Below are 25,602 nucleotides of genomic sequence, written 5' to 3' on the forward strand. Positions count from 1 at the left end.
CTTCACTCACTCACCCGAATTACTGACTGATGTCAGCTCATCGGGACTTATTCGTTTGCCGCCTAGCTGTGACGCCAATGACTTTGGGTAATAGGAACTCTTCGTCTTATTTGTCACGTAAATGGGTGATTTGCGATTTGATCTGTATCTCTAAGCAATCGTTTACCCTGCTTTCTGCGAGCCAGTTCGAAAAAACCTACTTATGTCACACTTTTAATGCAAATTAGGTAACAAATTGCCCCCACTATCTGTATAGAATGTCGCAAAGTCTGTATTTAACCGAAACCACACTGCCATGAAAGGATATGAGTGCGGCTAACCGATAACCAAGGTTGACGTGTGACAACTCGTTAATATCCTGAGCCATTGGCCTCGGGATATCTCAAAACAATTAGTGCTGGCAGGGAGCCAAAGCAAGGAGAAAGGCGTTGGAAGAGAAGAAAGAATTCACGGTAGCCACCATGAAAGACGTTGCTGGAATGGCAGGCGTTTCAACTGCAACGGTGTCACGCGCACTGATGAATCCAGAAAAGGTTTCAGCAGTGACTCGGCAAAAGGTGGAGCAAGCTGTTCTGGCTGTGGGTTACTCTCCTCACGCTTTGTCTCGCAACATTAAACGTAATGAATCGCGCACGATCCTGGTCATCGTACCGGATATCAGTGATCCGTTTTTTGCCGACATCATTCAGGGCATTGAGCATGCGGCAGCCCAACAAGATTATTTGATCTTAATTGGCGACTGCGCACAACAAACCCAGCAAGAGCGCACCTTTGTTAACCTGATCATTACCAAGCAGATCGATGGCATGCTGCTGTTAGGCTCTAATCTGCCGTTTGATGCCAGCAAAGAGGAGCAGCGCAATCTGCCGCCAATGGTGATGGCGAACGAGTTCTCACCTGAGCTGGAGCTGCCCACGGTACATATCGATAATCTGACCGCCGCCTATGAAGCGGTGAACTATCTGCATGAGTTGGGGCACAAACGCATTGCCTGTGTGGCGGGGCCTGAGACGTTGCCGCTGAGCCATTATCGGCTACAGGGCTATATTCAAGCACTGCGTCGCAATGGTATCGCAGTCGATAGCGACTATATTCTGCGTGGTGACTTCAGCTATGAAGCGGGCGCTGAAACCTTTGCAACTCTGATGGCACTACCCAATCCGCCCACAGCAATATTTTGTCACAATGATGTGATGGCGATAGGGGCCATGTGGCAGGCGAAGAGAATGGGGCTAAGTGTGCCGCAGGATGTCTCGCTGGTCGGGTTTGACAACCTCAAGCTGTCGCAGTATTGCGATCCCCCTTTAACCACGGTCGCGCAACCTCGTTATCAAATTGGTCAGCAAGCCATGTTACTATTACTCGAGCAGTTACAAGGGCATTCAGTACAAAGTGGCTCCCGCTTGTTAGACACCGAATTAATCATCAGGGAAAGTACTGCTGCGCCTAAAAGCTAGGCAAATATTCAGGGGTTCAGTAACATGACGGACTTATCCCATCATTACGACGCAGCGAAACGATAGTGGCACAAAGAGATTATGTAAGCCGAGGGCGCTCAGGAGCGCGGCGCAAAAGCCCCAGCCGGAAAAAACGCAGTGCTCCAGCAATATCTAAAACCGTGGTGGCGCTGGCCGTCGCGCTGTTAGTGGTATTTGTTGGTGGCCTCTATTTCATCACCCACAATAAACCGGGTGAACTTCCGCTGTTGCCCAGCCATGACCCACGCACGGGCAATGGGCTACCACCTAAGCCGGAAGAGCGCTGGCGCTACATTAAAGAGCTGGAAAATCGCCAAATTGGCGTACCGACACCGACAGAGCCTTCTGCGGGTGGCGAAGTTAATTCCCAGACTCAACTGACGAATGAGCAGCGGCAGTTACTTGAGCAGATGCAGGCGGATATGCGTCAGCAGCCGACACAGCTGTCAGAGGTGCCTTATAACCAAGGGCTCTCGGTACCACGTTCAGCGGTGACTATCACTCCGCCGCCGACCAATATGCAGCAGCCGCTAACACAGCCACGTCAAGTGACCACACCGACACAACCGCTAACGCAGCCACGTCAAGTGACCACACAGCCACAGACGCCAGTACCGTCGCAGGTGACTACACCGCCGCGTACCCAGCCTGTAGCGCCGGTAACACCCGCTGTTACACCGCCGAAGCCGGAAAAAGAGAAAGAAAAAGCGCAACGTTGGATGGTGCAATGTGGTTCATTCAAAGCCGTTGATCAGGCTGAATCTATCCGCGCCCAACTGGCATTTGGTGGTATCGAAAGCCGCATTACCGCTGGCGGTGGCTGGAATCGCGTGGTGCTCGGCCCATACAGCAGCAAAGCGGCGGCAGATAAAACCTTGCAGCGTTTGAAAGATGCTGGTCAATCAGGATGCATTCCCCTCGCTGTCGGGGGTTGAAAAGTCGTAATCCTCCCCCATTTATAATCTCAATATACCCCATACTGTTTTTCTGAAAGACAGTATGGGGGTCCATTCAGTCTGCAACGAGGGTTCGCTCGTGACAACAATTGTAAGTGTTCGCCGTAATGGTCATGTTGTTATCGGTGGTGATGGCCAGGTCACTCTGGGTAATACGGTAATGAAAGGCAATGCTAAAAAAGTGCGCCGTCTTTATAACAATAAAGTCATTGCGGGGTTTGCGGGGGGGACCGCTGATGCCTTTACGCTGTTTGAACTGTTTGAGCGTAAACTGGAGATGCACCAGGGCCATCTGACGAAAGCGGCGGTTGAGTTAGCCAAAGACTGGCGCACAGACCGTATGCTACGCAAGCTTGAGGCACTGCTGGCTGTTGCCGATGAAACCGCCTCACTCATCATTACCGGTAATGGCGATGTCGTTCAGCCTGAAGATGATCTGATTGCTATCGGTTCCGGTGGGCCTTATGCCCAGTCTGCGGCACGTGCGCTGCTAGAAAATACCGAATTAGGTGCACGGGACATTGTTGAGAAATCACTGAGCATTGCGGGGGATATTTGCATCTATACCAACCGCTTCCAAACCATTGAAGAATTAACGTACTAAGTATTTTTAACGTACCAGGCGTTATTAACGAGCAAAGCGTAAGGATAGAGTGACATGTCTGAAATGACCCCACGTGAAATTGTCAGCGAACTTGATAGCTACATTATCGGCCAAGATAAAGCTAAACGTGCAGTGGCCATTGCCCTGCGTAACCGCTGGCGTCGTATGCAGCTCAACGAAGAGCTGCGCCACGAAGTTACCCCTAAAAATATTCTGATGATCGGTCCTACCGGTGTCGGTAAAACTGAAATTGCCCGCCGTCTGGCAAAACTGGCCAATGCGCCGTTCATCAAAGTTGAAGCCACCAAATTCACCGAAGTTGGCTATGTTGGTAAGGAAGTGGACTCGATTATCCGCGATCTGACTGACGCCGCTGTAAAAATGGTTCGTCATCAATCCATTGAGAAAATGCGTTATCGGGCAGAAGAGTTAGCCGAAGAGCGTATTCTGGACGTGCTCATCCCGCCAGCCAAAAACAACTGGGGCCAGCCGGATGAAACCCAAGAGCCATCCGCAACCCGCCAAGCTTTCCGCAAAAAATTGCGTGAAGGTCAGTTAGATGACAAAGAGATTGAAATCGATCTGGCTGCTTCACCGATGGGTGTTGAGATTATGGCACCTCCGGGCATGGAAGAGATGACTAACCAGCTGCAATCGATGTTCCAGAACATCGCTGGTCAGAAACAGAAACCGCGCAAAATCAAAATCAAAGACGCATTCAAACTGCTGATTGAGGAAGAGGGCGCGAAGCTGGTTAACCCGGAAGAGCTGAAACAGCAGGCGATTGATGCGGTGGAGCAACACGGGATCGTGTTCATCGATGAAATCGATAAAATCTGTAAGCGCGGCCAGACTTCCGGCCCGGATGTGTCCCGCGAAGGGGTACAGCGTGACTTGCTGCCACTGGTGGAAGGTTGCACCGTTTCAACCAAGCACGGCATGGTAAAAACTGACCATATTCTGTTTATTGCCTCCGGTGCGTTCCAGGTCTCCAGCCCGTCAGATCTTATTCCAGAATTGCAAGGCCGCTTGCCAATTCGCGTCGAGTTGCAGGCGCTGACTACGGATGATTTCGAACGTATTCTGACTGAACCGAGTGCCTCGTTAACTGAGCAGTACAAAGCATTGATGGCGACCGAAGGTGTGACCGTTGAGTTTACTCGCGAAGGTATCCGCAAAATCGCCGAAGCAGCGTGGCAGGTTAACGAGCGCACCGAGAATATCGGCGCACGTCGTTTGCATACCGTGTTGGAGCGTTTGATGGAAGATATCTCCTATGACGCCAGCGAAAGCCATGGCCAATCCATCACAATTGATGCGGAATATGTTGGTAAGCATCTGGATGAATTGGTTGCAGATGAAGATCTGAGTCGTTTTATCCTATAATTCGCTTTATAGTCTTATGCTGGATAAAATGGTCCGCCGATAAATATCGAGTGGGAGGCATAGCCTCCCACTCTTGTTTTTGATGACATTATTTCTGACGATATTATTCTTGGCAGACATGAATCTTTTTAACGCGCCAATATGGGCGGACCAGACTCCTATAACATGAAGCGAAAAATGAGCCTATCAACCAATACCAGCCAAACTCAGGCTTGGCTGGAAAGCCTACGGCCACGAACCCTACCACTGGCTTTTGCCTCTATCGTCACTGGCTCAGCACTGGCTGTCTGGCTCGATAGTTTTAAACCCGCCGTCGCTTTACTTGCCTTGTTAACTGCTGGCCTGCTGCAAATTCTATCCAATCTGGCCAATGATTATGGCGATGCGATTAAAGGCAGTGATACCGAAGAGCGTATTGGGCCGTTGCGTGGTATGCAGAAAGGGATGATTACCCGCCATCAAATGAAAGTCGCGCTGATTGTCACTGTGAGCCTAACGGTTATTTCTGGTATCTCACTTATCGCCATCGCCTGTGAAAAACCCAGTGATGTTTTAGGTTTCTTATTGCTCGGACTGATGGCCATAGTGGCGGCCATTACCTACACCGTGGGTACTAAACCCTATGGTTATATGGGGTTGGGTGATATTTCAGTATTGGTGTTCTTCGGCTGGCTGAGTGTCGCCGGGACTTACTACCTTCAGGCCGGGCACTTTGACAGCATTGTCATGCTGCCAGCCACCGCCTGTGGTTTACTGGCTACTGCGGTACTCAATATCAATAATTTGCGCGATATCGAGAATGACAGAGCGAATGGCAAAAATACGCTGGCAGTACGGCTAGGCCCGGTTGTCGCGCGTTATTATCATGCCTTGCTGATTGCCGCCGCTATTTTTTGTCTGGCGCTCTTTAGCTCGTTGAATCTGCATAGCTGGACGGGATGGATCTTTATTCTGGCGGTCCCATTGCTGGTCAAACATGCACTGTTTGTTCTGCGCGAGCCAACAGCGGCGGGCATGCGCCCGATGCTCGAACATATGGTAAAGGCCGCGCTCCTGACCAATATCCTGTTTGCTGTCGGCTTAGTATTCAGTTAATCCCGCCGCTTTCTTTGTCCGAGCGGGCTGATGCGAAGGCCAGCTCGGATAGATTTAACAATTGATGCTTTTGCCAACAGCCGCCAGAAAGGGATATACTTAGCATCCCAGCCGCAACCAGACGTTAATCCTATGAAATATGATACTTCCGATCTCTGCGATATCTATCACGAAGAGGTAAATGTGGTAGAACCACTGTTCTCCAATTTTGGCGGACGTACTTCATTTGGTGGCAAGATTACTACTGTAAAATGTTTCGAAGATAACGGCTTGTTGTTTGACCTGCTTGAAGAGAATGGTCTGGGCCGCGTCTTGGTCGTCGATGGCGGTGGCTCGGTGCGCCGTGCATTAGTCAATGCTGAACTTGCTGATTTGGCGTTGAAAAACGAGTGGGAAGGCATTGTCGTTTACGGTGCCGTCCGTCAGGTTGATGAGCTGGCAGAATTGGATATTGGCATCCAGGCAATGGCCGCGATCCCTGTCGGTGCTGCCGATGAGGGCATTGGCGAGAGTGATATCCGCGTTAACTTTGGCGGTGTGACCTTCTTCTCCGGTGACCATTTGTACGCTGACAACACAGGTATCATCCTGTCAGAAGAACCCTTGGATATTGAATAACATCCCACGTATCTCTCAGCGAAAAACATAAAAAAGGGCGATATCAATATCGCCCTTCTGCTTTCCTGCCACTTCAAGCAGGAAGAGTTCGTCAAAGCCAGTCAGTACTTAGACTTCTTCCATCTTTCCCAGCAGTGCCCGCAGACGATCCTGCCAGACGTGCTGCTCTTGCTTTAGTTGCTCATTTTCACGCACTAAGGCTTCACGGCCACCCGCGACATCCTGAACTTCTTGGGACAGGGTGTTATTTTTCTCTTTCAGCTCTTCAATTTCCATCTGTAACAAAGTGATGGTATCAATCGCCTGCTGAACTTTAACTTCCAATTTCTCAAATACTTCAAATGACATTCTTCGGTCCCCTTCTGGTAGCAAGGCGTACAACTTTTAGTCGCAGTCATCACTCTTCGCCGAAGTTACCCCATGTACGACATAACCCTATCGACTAAAGCAACCCTCGGTAGATGAGACTGCTGTGAATACTTATCGCGCTATATATCTATCGAACTAGTGTAACAAGCGCTATGTTCTAACGCGTTCTTTCATAAAGGCAACGCAGCTTGATAAAAACGATGCTCTTGATAAACCGATTGTATGTAGCCAGTCTCCCCCTGTCTAGCGCCATACGGACACAAACCACACTCTGTAGCAATTTCGTGTAAGGAGATATCGGTAAAAACTGAAAGACGGCGGCAGCCTATCTTGTAAAATCATACATTCTTTTAACAAGCGGGACAGAAACCACTGGTCTGATCACACTTTTAAAGTCTCTTAACAGCCATGAATAACGCGAAATCGCTCATTTTTATGACGTACTACACACATTTTGATTTCGCTATTTCTCGTTTGTGCTCGTTAACGATAAATTTACATCACTCCCTTCGCGGTCCGAAGGGCAAAAATAAGAAATACCCTATAAATCTCTGTCTGTAGGACATCTACTATGAGCCAAACCGCTAGTTCGACCTTGAAGGGTCAGTGTATTGCCGAGTTCCTCGGTACTGGTCTACTCATCTTTTTTGGTGTGGGTTGTGTTGCTGCGTTGAAGTTGGCAGGCGCCAGTTTCGGGCAGTGGGAAATTAGTATTATTTGGGGCCTGGGTGTTGCCATGGCCATCTATTTGACAGCAGCAATCTCAGGTGCACACCTTAATCCGGCTGTAACCATCGCATTGTGGTTATTCGCCTGCTTTGATCGCCGTAAAGTTATTCCGTATATTTTGGCACAGGTTGCCGGCGCATTTTGTGCTGCCGCATTAGTGTATGGCCTCTACTACAACCTGTTCGTCGATTTTGAACAAACCCATCAGATGGTTCGCGGCAGCGCCGAGAGCTTGGATCTGGCGGGTATCTTCTCTACCTATCCAAATCCACACATTTCCGTTTTCCAGGCTTTCCTGGTTGAAACCGTGATTACCGCCATTCTGATGTGCCTGATTTTGGCACTGACTGACGATGGCAACGGTATTCCACGTGGCCCACTGGCTCCGCTGCTGATTGGTATTTTGATCGCCGTTATCGGTGCATCAATGGGGCCATTGACTGGCTTCGCGTTAAACCCAGCACGTGACTTTGGTCCAAAAACATTTGCTTATCTGGCAGGTTGGGGCGAAATCGCCTTCACTGGCGGGCGTGATATTCCTTACTTCTTGGTGCCAATCTTCGGGCCTATTGCTGGCGCATTGCTCGGTGCATTCGGTTATCGTGCGCTGATTGGCCGCCATTTGCCATGTGATGTGTGTGTGGCCGATGAAGAAGAAGAAACTACGGTCACGACCACAGAACATAAAGCATAAATATCGAATAATAGATTGAAATATACCCAAAGTCATTGGTGTGGCAGATAGGCAGCTAACCCCTGCGACTTCAAGCACTAAGGGTATAAATGGCAACTTAAAATGTGAGCTTATTATGACAACTGAAAATACGACTCCAAAAAAATATATTGTCGCGCTTGATCAAGGAACCACCAGCTCCAGAGCTGTGGTGATGGATCATGATGCTAATATCGTGAGTGTTTCTCAGCGCGAATTTACCCAAATCTACCCGAAAGCGGGTTGGGTCGAACATGACCCAATGGAGATCTGGGCAACGCAAAGTTCCACCCTGGTTGAAGTGCTGGCGAAAGCCGGTATCAGTTCTGATGAGATAGCCGGTATCGGCATCACCAACCAACGTGAAACCACCATTGTTTGGGATAAAGCGACCGGTAAGCCGGTGTATAACGCTATTGTCTGGCAGTGCCGTCGTACGGCTGATATCTGCGAAAAATTGAAGAAAGAGGGGCTGGAGGAGTACATTCGCCACAATACCGGCTTAGTGGTCGACCCTTACTTCTCCGGTACAAAAGTGAAATGGATCCTCGATAACGTAGAAGGCGCGCGTGAGCGTGCTGAGCGCGGCGAGTTGCTGTTTGGTACCGTGGATACCTGGCTGGTGTGGAACATGACACAGGGCCGCGTACACGTAACGGATTACACCAACGCATCACGTACCATGATGTTTAACATCCGCACCAAAGAGTGGGATGAACGTATGTTGGCGGCGCTGAACATTCCGCGCGCCATGCTGCCTGAAGTTCGCCCATCCTCAGAAATTTACGGCCAGACCAACATTGGTGGTAAAGGCGGGACGCGTATTCCTATCGCGGGGATCGCCGGTGATCAACAAGCGGCTTTGTTCGGCCAGCTTTGTGTGCAACCCGGTATGGCGAAAAACACCTATGGCACGGGCTGCTTCCTGCTGATGAACACAGGTACAGAAGCGGTTCAGTCTAATCATGGGCTGCTAACCACTATCGCCTGTGGCCCGCGCGGTGAAGTTAACTATGCACTGGAAGGTGCGGTATTTATCGGCGGCGCATCTATCCAATGGCTGCGTGATGAGCTGAAACTGATCAGTGATGCCACCGACTCCGAATACTTCGCGACTAAAGTGAAAGACAGCAACGGCGTGTACGTGGTGCCTGCCTTCACTGGGTTGGGTGCTCCTTATTGGGACCCGTATGCCCGTGGTGCGATTTTCGGCCTGACCCGTGGTGTTAACAGCAACCACATTATCCGCGCAACACTGGAGTCAATTGCTTACCAAACTCGTGATGTGCTGGATGCGATGCAAGCGGATTCCGGTGCTCGCCTGAAATCACTGCGTGTCGATGGCGGTGCAGTGGCCAACAACTTCCTGATGCAGTTCCAAGCCGATATTCTGGGCACACGCGTTGAGCGTCCGGCTGTGCGCGAAAGTACTGCGCTGGGTGCGGCATTCTTGGCGGGTCTGGCAACGGGCTTCTGGAATGATCTGGATGAAGTGAAAAGCAAGGCCACCATTGAGCGTGAATTCCGCCCAGGGATTGAAACCACTGAACGCGATTTCCGCTACAAAGGTTGGAAGAAAGCCGTGGCCCGTGCTCAGGCATGGGAAGAGCACGAAGAGTAACGGTCCGCCTGTTTTACGCTGAACGTGTTTTGCAATCAACGCGCTATCGTCCCCCGATGGCGCGTTTTTTTTATGTGCTCACTGCTGCGCCTTAACCCCTTTACGACTTCAACCGCGAAGGGTGGTAGAATTCCCGCCCATACTCAATTCAAATCTTCCATTCCGCAATCAACAGGTCTAACCATGAAACGTGAATTAGCCATCGAGTTCTCCCGTGTTACCGAAGCTGCCGCGCTGGCAGGTTATAAGTGGCTGGGTCGAGGCGATAAAAATGCCGCCGACGGCGCGGCTGTACAGGCCATGCGCATTATGCTCAATCAGGTCAATATTGATGGGCAGATTGTTATCGGTGAAGGCGAAATCGATGAAGCGCCGATGCTGTTTATCGGTGAACACGTCGGCACGGGTCAAGGGGATGCTGTTGATATCGCGGTTGACCCCATTGAGGGTACTCGCATGACCGCCATGGGGCAGGCTAATGCATTGGCAGTGCTGGCGGTGGGCGATAAAGGCACATTTTTACATGCGCCGGATATGTATATGGAGAAGCTGGTGGTTGGCCCAGGCGCGAAAGGGGCTATCGACCTTAGCTTGTCGCTGGAACAGAACCTGCGCAATGTCGCCAATAAGCTGAATAAGCCCTTGGTGGAGTTAACCGTCATTACACTAGCCAAACCACGTCATGACGGTATCATCGCCGAAATGCAGCAACTTGGCGTCAAAGTCTTCGCCATTCCGGATGGCGACGTTGCGGCCTCCATTCTGACCTGCATGCCAGAAAGCGAGGTGGATGTGATGTACTGCATCGGCGGTGCGCCTGAAGGGGTTATCTCTGCTGCGGTGATCCGTGCATTGGATGGCGATATGCAAGGCCGTTTATTGCCGCGCCATCAGGTGAAAGGTGATAACGAAGAAAACCGCCGCATGGGTGAGCAAGAGTTGGCACGTTGTAAATCTATGGGTATCGAAGCGGGTAAAGTCTTGTTACTAGGGGATATGGCCCGCAATGACAACGTCATTTTCTCCGCCACTGGGATTACCAAAGGTGACCTGCTGGAGGGGATTTATCGCAAAGGGAACATGGCGACCACTGAAACTCTGCTGATCCGCGGCAAATCCCGCACCATTCGCCGCATCCGCTCGACCCATTTCTTGGATCGCAAAGACCCGTCATTACACGAGTTCTTACTGTAATTCGGCTCAGGAAATGTCAGTAAAAAAACGGGTACTGCATTGAGTACCCGTTTTAGTCCCAACATTTTCAATCGCTTAAACGCGATGCTCTTGCGGTTGCATCCGATGGGATAACGGCCACCAACAGAGCAAAATCAAAATCGCCATGGCGAACATCAGCAACCCCAGACTAAATTGACCCGTTTGCGGCAGCATGGCTGATAACCACGTCGCCAGCCCTGATCCCACATTCTGTAGCCCGCCGACCAATGCCCCCGCCGCGCCCGCCAGATAAGGGAAAGGCTCCATCGCTCCGGTGGTGGCCAGTGGGAATAACATCCCTGCGCCAAAGAAGAAGAGCGCCGCCGGTATCACCAACGTCCAGATATTCATCACACCAAACCAGCCCGGAATCCACATCATCAACCCGGCTAACAAGCAGCTGATAACCGAATGCCACATCAGGCTATGGAAGGTTTTGCCGTCGCGACCGGCATACCATGCGCCAAAAAATGCCGCTGGAATCGGTAGGATAAACAGAATACTGACAGTCACGCCGCTTAGCCCAAGCACGCCGCCCATCAACACCCCCGCACTGGCCTCAAACACGGCAATCCCCGCCAATGCGCCAATCAGCATCACCAAATAGCAGCTAAAGGCGCTATCAGATAACAACAGACGGAAGCTGGCTAACATTCGCCGTTTTTCGGTTTGCTGCGGACGGGTTTCTGGCAGCCAGCGGAACATACAAAATGCGATACTACCGCATAAAAACAGCAGAAATGCGTAGCAAGCGCGCCAGCCAAACAGATTCGCCAACACCCCGCCGATAACCGGAGCCATTAGCGGGCTGACCAGAATCCCCATGTTTAACATGCTGTTGGCGTAACGTAAGGCGGTGCCGGAATAGAGGTCACGCGGCATGGTTCGCGCCATCACCCCCGCGACACCTGTCCCCATGCCTTGCAAAGCGCTGGCCGCTACCAGCATGGTCAAGCTACCAGCCAGCCACGCCCCTAATGCGCCTAACATAAAAATCATCATGCCCGCCAGAATGACGGGGCGACGGCCAATCCGGTCGGAGAGCGGGCCATAAATCAGCTGTGAGAAGCCATAGGTCAGCAAGTAGGCCGCCATCACGCGCTGCACCACACCCGTACGAACGGATAAATCACGGGCGATATCCGCGATAACCGGCACATAGATCGTTTGCGCCATCTGACCCACGGCAACCAACAGGATCAACATCACCAGCAGGTGAAAATTCTCTATTTTTTTCATTATCTTAATGCGTCAATTAGCCGTAATACGTGCCGTTTTTTGCGGCACACCTCACTATCGGCGCATAAGCTAACAAATTTAGATTTTTTAGCGAGTCAGCACGACATATTGCAAAGTCGGCGACTGGCAGATAAAACCACCACTGACGTAAACTAAAGTGTCCAAATTCACAGTGGCGGCGTAAATCTGCTAAGTAAAACAGCGCTATAACATTTAATCGATAATACTTTTTAGCCAAATCCCCTAAAATACCCCCTGCGCTTTTGGCATGACTTCTAATGGGGACCATAACGATGGCTGAATGGGTTAGTGGCAAGATTACTCACGTCGAGCACTGGACAGACGCGCTGTTCAGTATTCGGGTCAATGCACCCGTCGATCCCTTTACCGCCGGTCAATTTGCCAAGCTGGCATTAGATATTAATGGCGAGCGGGTACAACGGGCCTACTCTTACGTCAATGCACCGAGCGACGACAATCTGGAGTTCTATCTGGTCACTGTGCCGGAAGGGAAACTCAGTCCAAGGTTGGATCAACTGGCCGTGGGCAGTGAAGTGATGGTGACCAAACAGGCCGCAGGTTTCTTCGTGCTGGACGAAATACCGGATTGCGATACTTTATGGATGCTGGCAACGGGCACCGCTATTGGCCCCTATCTCTCTATCTTGCAGGAAGGGCGCGATCTTGAGCGCTTCAAGCATGTGGTATTGGTCCATGCGGCACGTTTTGCCCGTGATCTCAGCTACTTGCCATTGATGCAACAGCTGGAGCAGCGCTATAACGGCAAGCTCCGCATCCAGACCGTGGTGAGTCGCGAGCGATCTCCCGGCTCGTTGACCGGCAGGGTGCCAGCATTGATTGAAAATGGCTCACTGGAAGCGGCGGTTGGTTTGAGTATTGACGCGAAGGATAGTCATGTGATGCTGTGCGGTAACCCGCAAATGGTGCGAGACACCCAGCAATTGCTGAAAGAACAACGTGAGATGCGCAAACATTTGCGCCGTAAACCGGGGCATATGACCAGCGAGCAGTACTGGTAAGTGCTGATGATCTCGCTATTGGCGGTCGGTGGGCATAAATAACATACCCACTGACCTAACCATCGAACTCAAAGATTAACGTCTGACCGCTAAAATTAGCCGGTATTACGCATCCCCGCCGCGACACCCGCGATGGTCACCATCAATGCCTGCTCAACGCGGGCATCCGGGTGTTCTTGCTGGCGCGAACGGTGCAACAGCTCCGCTTGCAGCACGTTCAGCGGGTCGGTATACACGTTACGTAACGCGATAGACTCCGCAATCCACGGCAAATCAGCCATCAAGTGATCATCGTTGGCAATTGCCAGCACCACTTTAATGTCCGCTTCCAACTGATCACGGAGTTGCTGACCTAGCGGCCACAAAGATTTATCTACCAAACGCTGATCGTAATACTCTGCCAGCCACAAATCGGCTTTGGCGAACACCATCTCCAGCATACCAATGCGGGTCGAGAAGAACGGCCAGTCACGGCACATGGTGGCGAGCGCATCGCGCTTACCGGCATCAATCGCTTTTTGTAAACCGGCTCCGGCACCCAACCAAGCGGGCAGCATCAGGCGGTTTTGTGTCCAGGCGAAGATCCATGGAATGGCACGTAAGCTCTCAACACCGCCGTTCGGGCGACGTTTGGCTGGGCGTGAACCCAGTGGCAGCTTACCTAACTCCAGCTCAGGCGTGGCAGAGCGGAAGTAAGGGACAAATTCTGGATTTTCGCGCACATAGCCGCGATACATATTGCAGGATGCATTCGACAGAATTTCCATCACCTCAACCCACTCTTTCTTCGGCTCTGGCGGTGGGAGCAGATTGGCTTCCAGAATGGCACCGGCGTACAGCGCCAGACTGCTGATGGTGACTTCTGGCAGACCAAACTTAAAGCGAATCATCTCGCCTTGTTCAGTCACACGTAAACCGCCTTTCAGGCTGCCCGGAGGCTGAGAGAGCAGTGCGGCGTGAGCAGGTGCGCCACCGCGACCGATAGAACCGCCACGGCCATGGAACAGCGTCAGGGAGATCCCCGCTTTCTCACAGGTTTTGATCAAAGAATCCTGCGCACGATATTGCGCCCAAGACGCTGCCATCACACCGGCATCTTTCGCCGAGTCAGAATAGCCAATCATCACCATCTGCTTGCCTTGGATCAGGCCGCGATACCAGTCGATGCTCAGCAACTGCGTCATCACGTCGTCAGCGTTGTTCAGGTCATCGAGGGTTTCGAACAGAGGAGCTACCGGCAGGGTGAACGGGCAACCCGCTTCTTTCAGCAGCAAATGTACTGCCAGCACGTCCGATGGCACTTTCGCCATGGAGATAACATAGGCAGCGATTGAGCCTTCCGGTGCTTCAGCAATCACCCGACAGGTTTCCAGCACTTCCTGCGTATCGGCGCTCGGCTCCCATTTCAGTGGGACCAGTGGGCGTTTGGAGTTCAATTCGCGGATCAGGAAGGCTTGTTTGTCCGCTTCGGACCAGCTCTCATAATCGCCGAGGCCCAGATAGCGGGTTAACTCTGCAATGGCGTCAGTGTGGCGAGTGCTTTCCTGGCGCACATCGATACGCACCAATGGCACGCCAAAGCAGCGCACACGGCGCAGGGTATCCAGCAACTGACCGTTGGCGATAATCTCCATGCCGCAGGCTTTCAAGGATTGATAGCAGGCGTAGAGCGGATCCCACAGTTGGTCATTGCTGACCAGCAAATCAGTCGGCGGTAAGACCCGCTCGCCTTTCAGCCGTTTTTCCAGATAAACCTGGGTATTGGTCAACTGAGTACGGACGCGCTTCATCAGCTCGCGATAAGGTTCCGGCACCTCGTCGCCACCGGCCAGCTCACGCAGTTCCGGCGTGCACTCCGACATTGACAGCTCTGATACCAGCACTTGGATATCACGCAGGAACAGATCAGTGGCTTTCCAGCGGCTCAGCAGCAGCACGTGGCGGGTGATTTCAGCGGTCACATTCGGGTTACCGTCGCGGTCGCCACCCATCCATGAAGTAAAGCGAATCGGCACGGCTTCAACTGGCAAACGGTAATCGAGGGAGTTCTGCAACTGCTCGTTAAACTCGCGCAAGAAAGCGGGTACGCCTTCCCATAGGCTGTTTTCGACCACAGCAAAGCCCCATTTGGCTTCATCCACTGGGGAAGGGCGAATTTTACGAATTTCGTCGGTATGCCATGATTGTGCAACCAACTGCCGTAAACGACGCATGATCTTGTTGCGTTCGTAATCGGCCAAGTCATTGTGATCCAACTGGCTCAGGCAGGTGTTCACTTCCACCAGTTTATGGATCAAAGTACGGCGAGTAATCTCGGTTGGGTGAGCGGTCAACACCAGTTCGATGGATAAATCATCAACCGCGCTGCGCATATCTTGCTCGCTCAGCTTTTTATCTTTTAAGCGGGTGAACAGTTGGGCCAGGGCTTCCGGGTTACTTGCTGCTTCACCATGTGGCGAAATACTGTGGTATTGCTCTGCCGTATTCGTCAAATTGAGGAATTGGCTAAAAGCACGGGCTACCGGCAGTAACTCGTCGTTGGACAGATTTTGCAGCGTGGTCAGCAGTTCCTGACGGCTCGCCTCATTACCAGCACGCGAAGATTTAGATAATTTACGGATGGTTTCTACCCGATCAAGAATGTGCTCGCCGAGCGCTTCCTTGATGGTTTCCCCGAGTAGTTTGCCGAGCATACTGACGTTACTTCGCATTGCGGAATATTGTTCGTTCATATGACCCCTGACCTATTATCCCCTTCGTCCTTGACGCCGCAGGGGGTTAGCGACGTTCACTCACCCTAAGCACTTACTGATGTAAGCTCATCGAGATTCGTTCACTTGCTGCCGACCTGTAACGCCAATGACTTCGGGTATAAACTTTTATGGTTTCTTTTTGTAAATTAATTTCACCCAAAAGGCTGAGATGGACAATTCCACTCGCCACGTTCAATTCCATACCCCAATTGACACTATTTTCAGCAAAAAAACATCAATTTTAGGGATATTTCTGAAATTTAATTACCGAGGTTAGGTTATCAGTCTGGCTTATGGACAATATTGATCCGCCTACCTCATTAGGGTTATTTCTGCTGGCAGAAATGGTCAACTAACTGACCAATCAGCTCGCGAGTTGGCTCAATAAACGCCATATCAATAAATTCATCCGGTTGATGGGCCTGATTGATCGAGCCTGGCCCCAACACCAATGTTGGGCAAACTTGCTGAATAAATGGCGCTTCGGTGCAGTAGTTCACCACCGCCGTGCGCTCACCCAATAATTTTTCGATAACCCCCACCATATGGTGATCTGTCGGGCATTCATAGCCAGGAATCGGCGGATGCAGCTCATCAATGCTCAAGCGACCCGGCCAGCGTTGGCTGACTGGCGCGAGCGCTTCGGTCATCAATTCATCCAGATCACTTAATGTCAGACCCGGTAACGGGCGGATATCCATATGTAATTCACAGCAAGCACAAATACGGTTTGCAGCATCACCGCCGTTGATATGACCGAAATTCATCGTCGGATAAGGGATGGTGAACGCTGGATTGTGGTAACGCTCTTGCAGTGTGGTGCGCAGCTTCATGAGCTCGGTAATGGATTCATGCATCAAATCAATGGCATTGACGCCACGCGCCGGATCACTGGAATGGCCAGACTGGCCGGTAATGCGGATCGCGCTGGAAATATGCCCTTTGTGCGCCCGCACCGGTTGCAGTGAGGTAGGTTCGCCAATAATGGCAAAGTCAGGGCGTAACTGGCTGGAGGCGGCAAAGTAGCGCGCGCCTGCCATGGTGGTCTCTTCATCAGCGGTTGCCAGAATATACAGCGGCTTACTCAGCTGGCTGGCATCGATATCGCGTACCGCATCCAGAATAAAGGCAAAAAAGCCTTTCATATCGGCGGTGCCTAAACCATATAACTTGTTATCGTGCTCTGTCAGCGTGAAGGGATCACGGGTCCAACGCCCCTCATCATAAGGCACAGTATCGGTATGCCCGGCCAGCAGTAATCCGCCATTGCCTTCGCCAATGCTGGCAAGCAGGTTAAATTTGTGGCGTGTATCGGGTACTGGTTGGATTTCGATACGAAAACCCAAATCAGCAAACCATCCGGCCAACAAGTTGATTAACGCCTCATTGCTTTGATCGAGGGCGCTATCGGTCGCGCTGATCGATGGCGTGGCGATTAACGCCCGATACAGCTCAATAAATGGAGGTAATTTCATCTTCACTGTTGACAGCCTTTGGTTAGGATAGTATCAATATTCATGCAATAATTATGAATAAAAATACATTAAGCTTAAGCGTAAGGGAACCTAAAAACACCCTTAAACTTACGAAAATGTCAATGCTCAATCACGTGGGGAACAGTAAAACCTTGCTGACCACCCAAATGCCGGTTTTGACTACTTATGTCTTTATACCCGATTACATTGAGGTGAACTGAACCCATGCTAAATACGCTGATTGTTGGTGCCAGCGGCTATGCCGGAGCGGAGCTTACGGCTTACCTAAATCGTCACCCACATATGAACATAACCGCTTTAGCGGTTTCAGCGCAAAGTGCAGATGCAGGAAAATTACTTTCTGACCTGCATCCGCAGCTCAAAACCATCATTGATCTTCCGCTGCAACCCTTGGTGGATGTGGCTCAGATGGCAAAAGGCGTTGATGTGGTGTTCCTCGCCACAGCCCATGAAGTCAGCCACGATTTGGCCCCGCAATTTTTGGCTGCGGGCTGCGTAGTGTTTGATCTCTCTGGTGCATACCGGGTTCAGGACGCGGCGTTTTACACTCAATATTACGGTTTTGAACATCAGCATGCTGATTGGTTAGACAAAGCGGTATATGGGCTGGCTGAATGGCAGGCCGAAGAGATTAAGCAGGCACAATTGATTGCCGTCCCTGGCTGCTATCCAACCGCCTCACAACTGGCGCTGAAGCCGTTGGTCGATGGCGGCTTGCTCAATGAAGCACAATGGCCAGTGATTAACGCCGTCAGTGGCGTCAGCGGTGCGGGGCGTAAAGCCAGCATCGGTAACAGTTTTTGCGAAGTGAGCTTGCAACCCTACGGCTTGTTTAACCATCGTCATCAGCCGGAGATTGTTGCTCATCTCGGTACGCCGGTGATTTTCACCCCGCACTTGGGGAATTTCGCGCGCGGCATTTTGGCGACCATCACTTGTCGCCTGAAAGCCGGTGTCACGGCGGAAGATATCGCCGAGGCGTACCACAACGCGTATCAAGATAAACCGCTGGTGCGGCTATATAAGCAAGGTGTACCGGCACTAAAAGCCGTGGTCGGCCTGCCTTTCTGTGATATTGGTTTCTCTGTACAGGGCGAGCATTTAATCATTGTCGCGACAGAAGACAACCTGCTGAAAGGCGCAGCGGCGCAGGCCGTACAATGCATGAATATCCGTTTTGGCTTTACGGAAACCCAGTCCCTATTGTGAGTCGCAAAGGGGCGGTAACCGAGCCAGAGTGGGCAGAGACAGATACTTTATCCAATTATATTGAGGCGAAACATGATGAACCCGTTGGTCATTAAATTAGGTGGCGTGTTGCTGGACAGCGAAGAAGCGCTGGAACGCCTGTTTACTGCATTAGTGACCTATCGTGAGAAGCATGAGCGCCCGCTTGTGATTATGCACGGTGGTGGCTGTCTGGTTGATGACCTGATGAAAAAACTCGCATTGCCGGTGGTGAAGAAAAATGGCCTGCGTGTGACGCCGGCTGACCAGATTGACATTATCACTGGCGCACTGGCAGGAACCGCCAACAAAACGCTGCTGGCTTGGGCGGTAAAACATCAGATTAATGCCGTTGGTCTCTGTCTGGGTGATGGCAATACTGTTTCGGTCACGCCGCTGGATGCAGAGCTGGGACATGTGGGTAAAGCACAACCAGGCTCACCGACCTTGGTGCAAACCTTGTTGGCAGCGGATTACATGCCAATCATCAGCTCAATTGGTATCACTGTAGATGGCAAACTGATGAATGTGAATGCCGACCAGGCGGCAACCGCACTGGCGGCGACACTGGGGGCGGATCTGATTCTGCTGTCTGATGTGAGCGGCATTCTGGATGGTAAAGGCCAGCGAATTGCTGAAATGACGGCACAGAAAGCCGAGCAATTAATTGCCCAAGGAATTATTACTGATGGCATGATTGTTAAAGTGAATGCTGCGCTGGATGCCGCACGCTCATTGGGCCGCCCGGTGGATATCGCCAGCTGGCGTCATGCCGATCAACTGCCAGCACTGTTTAACGGCGTGCCAATTGGTACACGTATTCTGGCGTAACGGGCTATTATCTCCATATCAAAACGATTTTTATTCAGAACTTAGGGAAGCAAGATTATGGCATTGTGGGGCGGACGGTTTAGTCAGGCAGCAGATCAGCGTTTTAAGCAATTCAATGATTCACTGCGGTTTGATTACCGACTGGCAGAGCAGGATATCATTGGTTCTGTTGCTTGGTCGAAAGCACTGGTCACGGTGGGTGTATTAACGGCTGCTGAGCAGTTACAACTTGAGCAGGCACTCTCAGTCTTGTTGGAAGAGGTGCAGTCCGATCCACAGGCCATTTTGACCAGTGATGCGGAAGATATCCATAGCTGGGTTGAAACCAAACTGATTGGCAAAGTGGGCGATTTAGGCAAAAAACTGCACACTGGGCGTAGCCGTAACGATCAGGTCGCGACTGATCTAAAATTGTGGTGCAAACTCCAGATAACCGAATTAAAAACTGCTGTACAGCAGTTGCAGCAAGCGCTGGTTATCACCGCTGAAGCCAATCAGGATGCGGTGATGCCGGGTTATACCCACTTGCAACGCGCCCAACCAGTGACCTTTGCGCACTGGTGTCTGGCCTACGTCGAAATGCTCGCCCGTGATGAAAGTCGCCTGCAAGATACCCTAAGACGCCTTGATGTCAGCCCGCTAGGCAGTGGCGCATTGGCGGGAACGGCGTATGCCATTGACCGCGAACAACTGGCGGGTTGGTTAGGTTTTGCTTCCGCAACTCGCAACAGTCTCGATAGCGTGTCTGACCGCGACCACGTGCTGGAATTACTCTCCGATGCCAGTATCGGTATGGTGCATCTGTCGCGTTTTGCAGAAGACTTAATCTTCTTCAACAGTGGCGAAGCGGCGTTTGTCGACTTATCTGATCGCGTAACCTCAGGCTCTTCCCTGATGCCGCAAAAGAAAAACCCGGATGCCTTGGAATTAATCCGTGGTAAGTGTGGTCGAGTCCAAGGTGCATTGACCGGGATGATGATGACGCTAAAAGGCTTGCCTTTGGCTTATAACAAAGACATGCAAGAAGATAAAGAAGGGCTGTTTGATGCGCTGGATACCTGGCTCGACTGCCTACATATGGCCGCGCTGGTATTGGATGGCATTCAGGTCAAACGCCCACGTTGCAAAGAAGCGGCTGAGCAGGGCTATGCCAACGCCACTGAACTGGCGGACTATCTGGTCGCCAAAGGCGTGCCATTCCGCGAAGCGCACCACATAGTGGGTGAGGCGGTGGTTGAAGCTATTCGTCAGGGTAAAGCATTAGAAGCGTTATCACTCAGTGACTTGCAGAAGTTCAGTGCAATCATTGGCGATGATGTGTATCCGATCCTGGCGCTGCAATCCTGTCTGGATAAACGTGTCGCTAAAGGTGGGGTTTCACCACAGCAGGTGGCTTCGGCGATTGCTGAGGCTAAAGCGCGCCTGTTTTAGTTCGCCGAGTATTAATATCGATAATGGGTCACTTTTACAGTGGCCCATTTTGTTTATAGGCACTTAATTATATGTTCTCGCTGCTAATCATCCGATTTAGAAAAAATTAATTAACGTTACAGCAACGCTTATTTAGTGATTATTTAAACTTTCTATAAAATCAATATTCTCAGTTACATACTGTTTTATACTTAAATCTCATTGAGTTTATAACCTCAAATGATTATGATAATCATTATCAATTGGTGGCGTAGCAGTAAAACCTCGACTAGCATTAATAGATTAAAGAAACTCAACACAATTTTAATAGCTGGAAAGCTTAATCGGAAATATTAATTTATCCACTAATATAAAATTTCTGCTTATTTTTTATATTTAACTTTCTTTTGTGTGGGTTAATTTATTTGTCTGTTTTATAGCAAATAATAACATATTATTTACCCGAAAATCCTATTATTCGGCACGGTGTTATATTGCCAAAATCATCGTAAATTTCATTAAGATAATAATTAGCATATGTATTGTTTTGTATTAATAAGGATGAGATATCATAAATGGATAATATAGTTGGGAATGGAAAAAAAGCAATAATCTCGATGAATAAAATCACACTAGGTCTATTTTTGGCGCTGACAACGCAAGGGTATTCAGAGAGTGTTAAAGCAGAGACCACAGTGGCAGTGCCGAATAAAAATGACATGGTGTTGGATAAGCTCAAAGTCGAGGAGGCGAGCAATGCGCATGAGGGTGACTGGGTCTATGATGAAATTCGCTCAGTCAGTGAAATCTCCCGTGAAGAGATGGATAACCGCCCAGCACGTCACGCCGCGGATATATTAGAGCAAACATCGGGAGTCTACTCCAGCGTTAGCCAGCAAGACCCTGGGTTGTCGGTCAATATCCGTGGCATGCAGGATTATGGCCGCATCAATATGAATATTGACGGTATGCGCCAGAATTTTATGAAAAGCGGTCATGGGCAACGCCATGGTGTAATGTATATCGACCCAGAAATATTGAGTAATGTCGTGATTGAAAAGGGTGCCTCCAGTGGTATTGGCGGTGCAGGCGTTATTGGTGGGATTGCCACTTTTAAGACTATCAATGCCAGTGATTTTCTCGAACCGGGCAAAGAGATTGGCGGTAAAGTCCGCGTAATAACCGGTGATAACGGCACTCAGTTTATTGGTAGCGCGGCACTGGCGGTGGGGAATGAATATGGTGATATATTATTGGCTGCCAGTGAACGTAATTTGAAAGAGTACTGGCCGGGAAATAAAGGTAATATTGGTAAAATTCGTTTTGGAGCCGGTTCAACAAAACTTGGTGATGCAATAAAAAATGTTAAAGTAGAATTTACCAACTATAAAATGCATTCGCAGTTGGCAAAAATTGGCTGGAATATATCCCCCGATCAGCGCTTAGTATTTAATTATCTGCAAGCGCAAATACATAGCCCGAATGCCGGCATGTTCACTAAGATTTATAATAAGGCAGATCCGTACCGTACTGCACGATTTGGCTGGATAAGCAGCAGCGTAAGTGATGTGATGAATAGTAATATCGGGCTGGATTATAACCTAAAGCCGGAGCATATCGCCTGGCTAGATATGACGGCAAAAATTTATTACGTTGATACTGATGATAAAACCGATACCCATAATGCAAGTGCCGTTTTCCGCGATCCATTCTGGACACAAACCCGTTTAACGACTCACGGGTTACAACTGCAAAATACCAGCTTATTTACCCCCGCCGATCAACATCAATTCCGTATTAATTATGGTCTGGAGTGGTTTAGTGACCGCTCTAGGGGCAACTCAACCCACCCGACAATGCAGGGGGTTACGCCACCGGGCAAACGTACGATTACCAGTACCTTTGCGCAGCTTAATTACGATTACAATAACTGGTTACGTTTGGACGGTGGCTTGCGTTACGATCAATTCCGTTTGCAAGGCGATACTTGGATGTGGACCGATATATCACTCCACACCCGAGATAATCCCTGCCGCAAGGTACCGAAAGGTCCTTCATGTTATGCAACCGTTTCTGAAAAAATGACTTGGGATGTGGATCGCCGTGAACGACAGCTTTCGCCAACGTTGGCGATGGGGATCAAGCCCGGGGTGCAGTGGCTGGAGTTCTTTGGCAATTACGGTAAATCATGGCGGCCCCCGGCGATCACTGAAGTGCTAGCTACCGGCAGTGCACATGGACACGGTTGGATTTTGCCGAATCCTATTCTGGCGGCGGAGCACGCCAAAGCTTGGGAGGCGGGTCTTAATATTCAGCACCAGAATCTGTTTATCAATGAAGATCGTTTGGTTGCCAAGCTGGCATACTTTGATACTCGCGTGACTAATTATATAAACCTTGAATTATCTAAGCGGAAACCAAAGCTTGGTGATGTTTCTTTTGCTAATGCTACCTACATTAATAATTTACTAAAAACCCAATTTCGCGGACTAGAATATCAGTTAAATTATGATGCAGGTTTTATTTATACCAATTTAAATTATACCAGAATGATTGGCGTGAATAGTATTTGCTCAAAATATGCTTGGTTAGGCGGTGTGCAGGGAGTCATACGAGATAAAAATAATAATTATTATGCTACTGAATTTGGTGCGGTAGATAATTTCGTGGTTTGTAAGAAGGCAAATAATCTATTTGGTTCTTCAGCATATTTACCCGGTGATCGTGGCAGTTTAACTTTAGGTGGAAGAATATTTGATCAAAAGCTGGATCTCGGCACTATTATCCGTTATAACAAAGGACGTCAGGATGATACGGTGCTAAGTAGTGATGGCAATGTTAATGTCGCTTATGTCGCCGACTGGCCTAAATATACTATATTTGATGTTTATGCCAGTTATAAGCTAACAAATAATTTAATTTTACGTAGCTCAATAGAAAATATAACCAATCGAGCCTATATTGTTAGTTATGGTGATTCACTCTCTTTCTCCCCAAATCGGGGCCGAACGATTCAGGGTGGGTTTGAATATAAGTTTTAATTATTTAAATAAAATATTCAATATGCACTATTAATGTAGATATAAAATTTTAGTCTTCAGGTGAGATAATAAATCTCGCCTGTGGGTCACGGTGACTCAATGAAGAGTCACATATTCGTTGTTAAATAATATAAGGAAATTATTATGACAGTAACAATAAAATATGACAGCCAATTTGCTGATTACACTCTCACTTCTTATACTCACGAGTGGGCAGAAAAACATGGGGATATCACAGAGGTAGCGAGAACAGCACGAAAGTATGGCCAGTTTGAAGGTGGTTCTGCTTTTGAAGGCACCAAATATATTCTACCAAGCTCCCATAACGGTGGCACTGGGATGGTTGTAGAGGGTGACTTAAAGTACTCCTTTATGCCCCAGCATACTTTCTTCGGCAAAATGGAAAGTTTGGAGTTGGGTGAAGGTATAATCAATAACCCTGACGGTGTTGGTCAACAGTTGAGTGAAGTGCAACTGAAATTGAGCGGCTTGGATATCACCGGTGAATTTGACCCTGCAAAACAAATGTCAGAGAACCACGAAGGTGAAATGCATAAAGCTACCTATGGCTTAATGAGAGGCAACGCAGATCCATTATTGGAAATACTCAAAGCCAAAGGCATTGAAACAACGACACCACTGAAAGACATGGCGATCGCCAGCCAGTTTACTGACACTATGGCCGATGCACCAATTGTTGATACTGTTGGGGTATATGAGGATAGCGAAGGAATGCTGATGGCAGCCTAAGGCTGATTGCAGTCTTAGGGAGACAGCCAGGAAAGGATTTTCTGGCTGGGTAAAGTGGATCACCGCTGTACTCTAGGTGACTCTGTATATGGCTATGGTGGTGGTTCATTTTATTTTAAATAAAATCGTGATTAAACTATTTAGATTGTTTTCAAATATAAATTTTTATTGGTTAATATAGCTCAATAATGAGTGTTATATTCTTGAATAAGGAATGTCACTATGATTAATGAAAATAGTATAAGTATAAGTATAAGTTTTGGCCCTAAAGTTGGGAGTAATACTCTCGGTCAGTACAGTGAGGAGTTTAATATTGGAAGCGTTAGTCAAACAACAACAACCAATAATAATGGGAGTGCCGCAGAGACAATCCAAGCCCTAGAGTCAGCCAAACAAGCAGAGGCATTAGCCAGAATGTGTGATTGCTCGACTAATGACACAGTTGGCTACGAGTTTATTGGAATCAATAAAAATGGTAGCTGCAAAAGTGACCATGAGATGATTATCAAAGGAAAAGTCAAAGAGGGAATAATGTATTCAAATGCACCTCAACATACTTTTTACGGCGAGATAGATAGTGTGTTGCTAGGTAAAGGTTTTAGCCCTAGCTCTAATGGTATGAACATTGATGAACTGCATTTGAAATTTAGTGGGTTGAATATTACCAGCCAATTTGATGCTAGTAAGACAATGGCTGAAAACCACCAAGGCAAGGTTCATAAGGTTATTGACGGATTAATAAGAGGTGATATCAATCCGTTAATGGAAATAATTCAGAGCGCAGGTATTGATATGAATACAGCGATTAAAGATCTGGACATTGCCAAACCGTACGACTCTATTATTGATATACCAATGAGTAACACTGTGGGTGTAGTGGATGATAGCGAAGCATTATTAGCCGCTTAACAAAATCAACCGCAAGGTTATTTTTTGAACTGGATAGGTAATGTCATCGACATTCAATTGGAGCATATATATTGGCGGTATTTTAGATTGCCATAGCTTTGAAAGTTGAAAAACAAACAACCT

20 protein-coding genes are annotated in these 25,602 nt (G+C 49.2%); 16 read left to right on the plus strand and 4 right to left on the minus strand.

What is annotated here, in order from left to right; translation table 11 throughout:
• The first annotated feature begins 428 nt into the window (after positions 1–428).
• The 6 genes from cytR (at position 429) to rraA (ending at position 6,137) form a co-directional block, all read left to right on the plus strand.
• Complete coding sequence (cytR, locus tag ACZ76_RS09695) at positions 429–1,457, plus strand: DNA-binding transcriptional regulator CytR (RefSeq protein ID WP_048618766.1); 1,029 nt, start codon at positions 429–431, stop codon at positions 1,455–1,457.
• 65 nt (positions 1,458–1,522) lie between these two features.
• Complete coding sequence (gene ftsN, locus ACZ76_RS09700; RefSeq protein ID WP_048618767.1) at positions 1,523–2,413, plus strand: cell division protein FtsN; 891 nt, start codon at positions 1,523–1,525, stop codon at positions 2,411–2,413.
• Between the two features lie 100 nt (positions 2,414–2,513).
• Positions 2,514–3,038 carry an ATP-dependent protease subunit HslV gene (gene hslV, locus ACZ76_RS09705; protein ID WP_004714422.1) on the plus strand — a complete coding sequence of 175 codons (525 nt, stop codon included), beginning with the start codon at positions 2,514–2,516 and terminating at the stop codon, positions 3,036–3,038.
• A 54-nt stretch (positions 3,039–3,092) separates the two neighbouring features.
• Positions 3,093–4,424 carry an HslU--HslV peptidase ATPase subunit gene (gene hslU, locus ACZ76_RS09710; RefSeq protein ID WP_048618768.1) on the plus strand — a complete coding sequence of 444 codons (1,332 nt, stop codon included), beginning with the start codon at positions 3,093–3,095 and terminating at the stop codon, positions 4,422–4,424.
• Positions 4,425–4,601: 177 nt separating this feature from the next.
• Positions 4,602–5,519, plus strand: a complete 918-nt coding sequence (locus ACZ76_RS09715; RefSeq protein ID WP_048618769.1) for a 1,4-dihydroxy-2-naphthoate polyprenyltransferase — start codon at positions 4,602–4,604, stop codon at positions 5,517–5,519.
• Positions 5,520–5,651: 132 nt separating this feature from the next.
• Positions 5,652–6,137: a ribonuclease E activity regulator RraA gene (gene rraA / locus ACZ76_RS09720; protein ID WP_025379983.1), complete on the plus strand. Its 486-nt coding sequence runs from the start codon at positions 5,652–5,654 to the stop codon at positions 6,135–6,137.
• Between the two features lie 108 nt (positions 6,138–6,245).
• Here the strand turns inward: rraA and zapB are convergent, their stop codons facing one another.
• Complete coding sequence (gene zapB, locus ACZ76_RS09725; protein ID WP_004876124.1) at positions 6,246–6,485, minus strand: cell division protein ZapB; 240 nt, start codon at positions 6,483–6,485, stop codon at positions 6,246–6,248.
• Positions 6,486–7,077: 592 nt separating this feature from the next.
• On the opposite strand from zapB, the gene ACZ76_RS09730 reads away from it, so the two are divergent.
• The 3 genes from ACZ76_RS09730 to glpX all read left to right on the plus strand — a co-directional run bounded on the left by ACZ76_RS09730 (position 7,078) and on the right by glpX (position 10,762).
• The gene (locus ACZ76_RS09730; protein WP_048618770.1) at positions 7,078–7,929 is read left to right on the plus strand and encodes an MIP/aquaporin family protein; all 852 of its coding nucleotides are present in this window, start codon (positions 7,078–7,080) and stop codon (positions 7,927–7,929) included.
• A 115-nt stretch (positions 7,930–8,044) separates the two neighbouring features.
• Positions 8,045–9,568 carry a glycerol kinase GlpK gene (gene glpK, locus ACZ76_RS09735; protein ID WP_048618771.1) on the plus strand — a complete coding sequence of 508 codons (1,524 nt, stop codon included), beginning with the start codon at positions 8,045–8,047 and terminating at the stop codon, positions 9,566–9,568.
• A gap of 183 nt (positions 9,569–9,751) precedes the next feature.
• The gene (gene glpX / locus ACZ76_RS09740) at positions 9,752–10,762 is read left to right on the plus strand and encodes a class II fructose-bisphosphatase (protein WP_048618772.1); all 1,011 of its coding nucleotides are present in this window, start codon (positions 9,752–9,754) and stop codon (positions 10,760–10,762) included.
• Between the two features lie 75 nt (positions 10,763–10,837).
• On the opposite strand, the gene emrD is transcribed toward glpX, so the two are convergent.
• Entirely contained in the window at positions 10,838–12,022 is a 1,185-nt protein-coding gene (emrD, locus tag ACZ76_RS09745; RefSeq protein WP_048618773.1) for a multidrug efflux MFS transporter EmrD, read from the minus strand.
• Between the two features lie 293 nt (positions 12,023–12,315).
• Here emrD and fpr point away from each other — a divergent pair, with 293 nt between their 5' ends.
• Complete coding sequence (gene fpr / locus ACZ76_RS09750) at positions 12,316–13,062, plus strand: ferredoxin--NADP(+) reductase (protein ID WP_048618774.1); 747 nt, start codon at positions 12,316–12,318, stop codon at positions 13,060–13,062.
• A 95-nt stretch (positions 13,063–13,157) separates the two neighbouring features.
• Here the strand turns inward: fpr and ppc are convergent, their stop codons facing one another.
• Positions 13,158–15,794 carry a phosphoenolpyruvate carboxylase gene (gene ppc / locus ACZ76_RS09755; RefSeq protein ID WP_048618775.1) on the minus strand — a complete coding sequence of 879 codons (2,637 nt, stop codon included), beginning with the start codon at positions 15,792–15,794 and terminating at the stop codon, positions 13,158–13,160.
• A gap of 347 nt (positions 15,795–16,141) precedes the next feature.
• Positions 16,142–17,290, minus strand: a complete 1,149-nt coding sequence (gene argE, locus ACZ76_RS09760; RefSeq protein WP_048618776.1) for an acetylornithine deacetylase — start codon at positions 17,288–17,290, stop codon at positions 16,142–16,144.
• 225 nt (positions 17,291–17,515) lie between these two features.
• Here argE and argC point away from each other — a divergent pair, with 225 nt between their 5' ends.
• The 6 genes from argC (at position 17,516) to ACZ76_RS09790 (ending at position 25,479) form a co-directional block, all read left to right on the plus strand.
• On the plus strand, positions 17,516–18,520 hold the full coding sequence (gene argC / locus ACZ76_RS09765; RefSeq protein WP_048618777.1) for an N-acetyl-gamma-glutamyl-phosphate reductase: 1,005 nt from the start codon (positions 17,516–17,518) through the stop codon (positions 18,518–18,520).
• A 75-nt stretch (positions 18,521–18,595) separates the two neighbouring features.
• Positions 18,596–19,369, plus strand: coding sequence for an acetylglutamate kinase (gene argB, locus ACZ76_RS09770; protein WP_048618778.1), 774 nt, complete (start codon positions 18,596–18,598; stop codon positions 19,367–19,369).
• Positions 19,370–19,426: 57 nt separating this feature from the next.
• Positions 19,427–20,800 (plus strand): argininosuccinate lyase, encoded by a 1,374-nt coding sequence (argH, locus tag ACZ76_RS09775; protein WP_048618779.1) that lies wholly within the window; start codon positions 19,427–19,429, stop codon positions 20,798–20,800.
• 554 nt (positions 20,801–21,354) lie between these two features.
• Positions 21,355–23,820: a TonB-dependent hemoglobin/transferrin/lactoferrin family receptor gene (locus ACZ76_RS09780; protein WP_048618780.1), complete on the plus strand. Its 2,466-nt coding sequence runs from the start codon at positions 21,355–21,357 to the stop codon at positions 23,818–23,820.
• A 144-nt stretch (positions 23,821–23,964) separates the two neighbouring features.
• Positions 23,965–24,570, plus strand: a complete 606-nt coding sequence (locus tag ACZ76_RS09785; RefSeq protein ID WP_048618781.1) for a heme acquisition protein HasA — start codon at positions 23,965–23,967, stop codon at positions 24,568–24,570.
• A 222-nt stretch (positions 24,571–24,792) separates the two neighbouring features.
• Entirely contained in the window at positions 24,793–25,479 is a 687-nt protein-coding gene (locus ACZ76_RS09790; RefSeq protein ID WP_235428191.1) for a heme acquisition protein HasA, read from the plus strand.
• The last annotated feature ends 123 nt before the right edge of the window (positions 25,480–25,602 follow it).

It is taken from the genome of Yersinia aleksiciae (genome assembly GCF_001047675.1).
Lineage (GTDB): Bacteria > Pseudomonadota > Gammaproteobacteria > Enterobacterales > Enterobacteriaceae > Yersinia > Yersinia aleksiciae.